3 protein-coding genes and 1 pseudogene are annotated in these 2,580 nt (G+C 58.7%); all 4 read right to left on the reverse strand.

What is annotated here, in order from left to right; genetic code table 11:
* The coding region (locus tag CJ255_RS21645; protein ID WP_165774881.1) for an Rpn family recombination-promoting nuclease/putative transposase at positions 1-521 on the reverse strand (521 nt) is incomplete at its 3' end.
* 133 nt (positions 522-654) lie between these two features.
* Complete coding sequence (locus CJ255_RS21650) at positions 655-1,167, reverse strand: RpnC/YadD family protein (RefSeq protein ID WP_124682052.1); 513 nt, start codon at positions 1,165-1,167, stop codon at positions 655-657.
* A 140-nt stretch (positions 1,168-1,307) separates the two neighbouring features.
* Complete coding sequence (locus CJ255_RS24750) at positions 1,308-1,442, reverse strand: hypothetical protein (protein ID WP_281257232.1); 135 nt, start codon at positions 1,440-1,442, stop codon at positions 1,308-1,310.
* A gap of 782 nt (positions 1,443-2,224) precedes the next feature.
* A pseudogene (locus tag CJ255_RS23880) lies at positions 2,225-2,580 on the reverse strand (hypothetical protein); the annotation flags it as partial.

Raw genomic sequence — 2,580 nt, forward strand, 5'->3', positions numbered from 1 at the left:
GCCCCCAACCATGCCATTGCTTTGAGTTGCTCGTCGCGAGCGGTCGTCAGGTCGCTCAGGTGGTAGTGAAAGGTTGGCGTGTAGCGCTGGAGCGCGGCAGGCAGATCGAAGAGGGCTTGGAAGTCGGTCGCGACCGTCCAGCGTTGCGTGCCATGGTAGACCACAATGGGCAAGATGGGGGCGAGCGGGCGCTGCTGGCGCTGCATGGCATCCCAGCTTTGCACCATGTAGCGGAGTACCTGCAGCGGGGTCAAGGGGTCTACCGAGCTCTTATGCTCAAAGAGAATGCAGACGAAGGCATGCGTGTCAGCGTCGTGCAGCGGCACTGCAAAGAGCAGATCGGAGAAGTGTTCTTTCAGAGTGGCATCAACGAATGAATCCTTGACCGGCTGGATGTGCGCCAGATCGAAGAGCGCCGTCACCTCAGCGGGCAAAAACTCGCGCAGAAAGAGCGCCACCGCGCCGGGTTGGCTAAAGGTGGCCTTGAAGAACTTGTCGTGCGGGTTGGTGAGGTCGGTCATGGCGGCTACTCTACGTGGCTACATCGTTCAAGGCCGACGATAGCTTCTTAAAGACTGTATACCTGAAAGCCCCGCTCCCCGCTCCCCGCTCCCCGCTCCCCGCTCCCCGCTCCCCGCTCCCCGCTCCCCAACCCTACTCCGCCTCATCCGCCAGCCACGCCCGCAACTCCTCAACATTCTCGGTATGCTCAATAACATCGGCGAGCAACTGGAGTAGAGTAACATCTTCAATCGTCGTGATCGTTTGCATCAGGGCTTCGCCCTCGGTGCCAAACTTGCACTTCAACGAGAGGCGGATGCTCTGGAGCGCTAGTTGGCGAGCCTGCTGTAAGCCCTGCTGCGCTAGTTGACGACCCTGTCGCAAGCCCTTTTGTAGGCCGATCTGTTCGCCCTTTTGCAGGCCGATCTGTTCACCCTTTTGCAGGCCGATCTCTTCACCCTTTTGTAGGCCCTTTTGTATACCTTGCTCAATCAACTCTTCGGCAATCGTACCCATGAGCGCACCTCCCAAGGGGATGGTTGTCCCTACCACGTCAATAATCTCTTGCAGCGTCACATGCTTGCCGGCGGCGGCGATGTAGCGCAGCAGCGTCAACATGTCGTCCTGACCGGAGGTCTGATCACAAAAACTATACCCATAGTTCAACCACCTCCGGCAGTCGCTCGATTAGATCGCGCCGAGAGCTGTATTTGAGCGCCAACATGCCCGCACCTAACCCTGACCATAGTGAGCAATGCCATCCCCACAGATAGCCACTTCTACTAGCAGCGAGGTGAAAGTGTGCGTCAAAGCGCCGTCCGCTCATCCGTTGGCGCCTCGGGCGGAAATTCAACCAACTCATACACATCCACCAGCGCCAAGACCGCCTGAATAGCTTCAAGCGTCATCGTCGCATCACGGCCCACCGCCTCCGTCAGCACCCAGGCCTGTGGCCCTTGACGGACAAAGCGTTCGATATGGGTGTGACTGGAATCTGTAGGGCGGTGCCCTACACCCCTTTGGCCGGGGGGGAGGATGTGAGGGAACCAGGTGCCTACAAGCCCACCATGGCCGCAGGAAAAGAGCACATACACGTCGCAGACCAGCAGCCATGAGAGGCACCAACGTCAACTATTGTAGCACAAGGAACGCGCTGGCTTGTCAGCCACTGTAGGGCCGCTGGCATCGTGGCACGACGGGCGCGGGCGTTGGTGCGCTGTAGCTCCCAGCCGACGCGTTGGAGGAGCTGTTTTATGATCGTTCGTAGTTGTATGCTCACCGTTCGCTTATTTTTTTGGTGGTTCGCAGAAATGGGGCAAAAGCCGCTGGCAGTAGGCGCTTTAGCACCGTAAGTCGCTGGTAGTAGGTGCTTTAGCGCCGTAACCAGCCCGTGATAAGACCTCACAGGTCTTACCCTGCTGCACTGGAACGCCATCACCAAAGACCTGTGAGGTCTATGTTCGTCATTATTTGAAAGGTATTGCCATGGACGGCGCTAAAGCGCCTACTACGAGCCTTGCTCTTGGGCTTATGCAACAATCTTGTGAATTCGGTGAAAAATGAGCGAACGGTAAGTGCATGGTTATCATAGCTGATAGCCGCTCCCCGTTCCCCGTTCCCCGCTCCCCGCTCCCCGCTCCCCGCTCCCCGCTCCCCGCTCCCCGCTCCCCGCTCCCCGCTCCCCGCTCCCCGCTTCCCGCCCTCCGCTTCCCGCTCCCCAACACTACTCCGCCTCATCCGCCAACCACGCCCGCAACTCCTCGACACTCTCGGCATACTCAATGGCATCGGCGAGCAACTGGAGTAGTGGGACATCTTCAATGGTCGTGATCGTGGTCATGAGGGCTTCACCGTCTGCGCCAAATTTGCACTTCAACGAGAGGCGGATGCCAGTCAGCAGACCCTGCTGCGCCAGTTGGCGAGCCTGCTGTAAGCCCTGCTGCGCTAGCCGCAAGCCCTTTTGCAGGCCGATCTGTTCACCCTTTTGCAGGCCGATTTGCTTACCCTTTTGCAGGCCGATCTGTTCACCCTTTTGCAGGCCGATCTGTTCACCCTTTTGCAGGCCGATCTGTTCACCCT

The sequence above is a fragment of the Candidatus Viridilinea mediisalina genome, assembly GCF_002532535.1.
Classification (GTDB): Bacteria; Chloroflexota; Chloroflexia; order Chloroflexales; family Chloroflexaceae; genus Viridilinea; species Viridilinea mediisalina.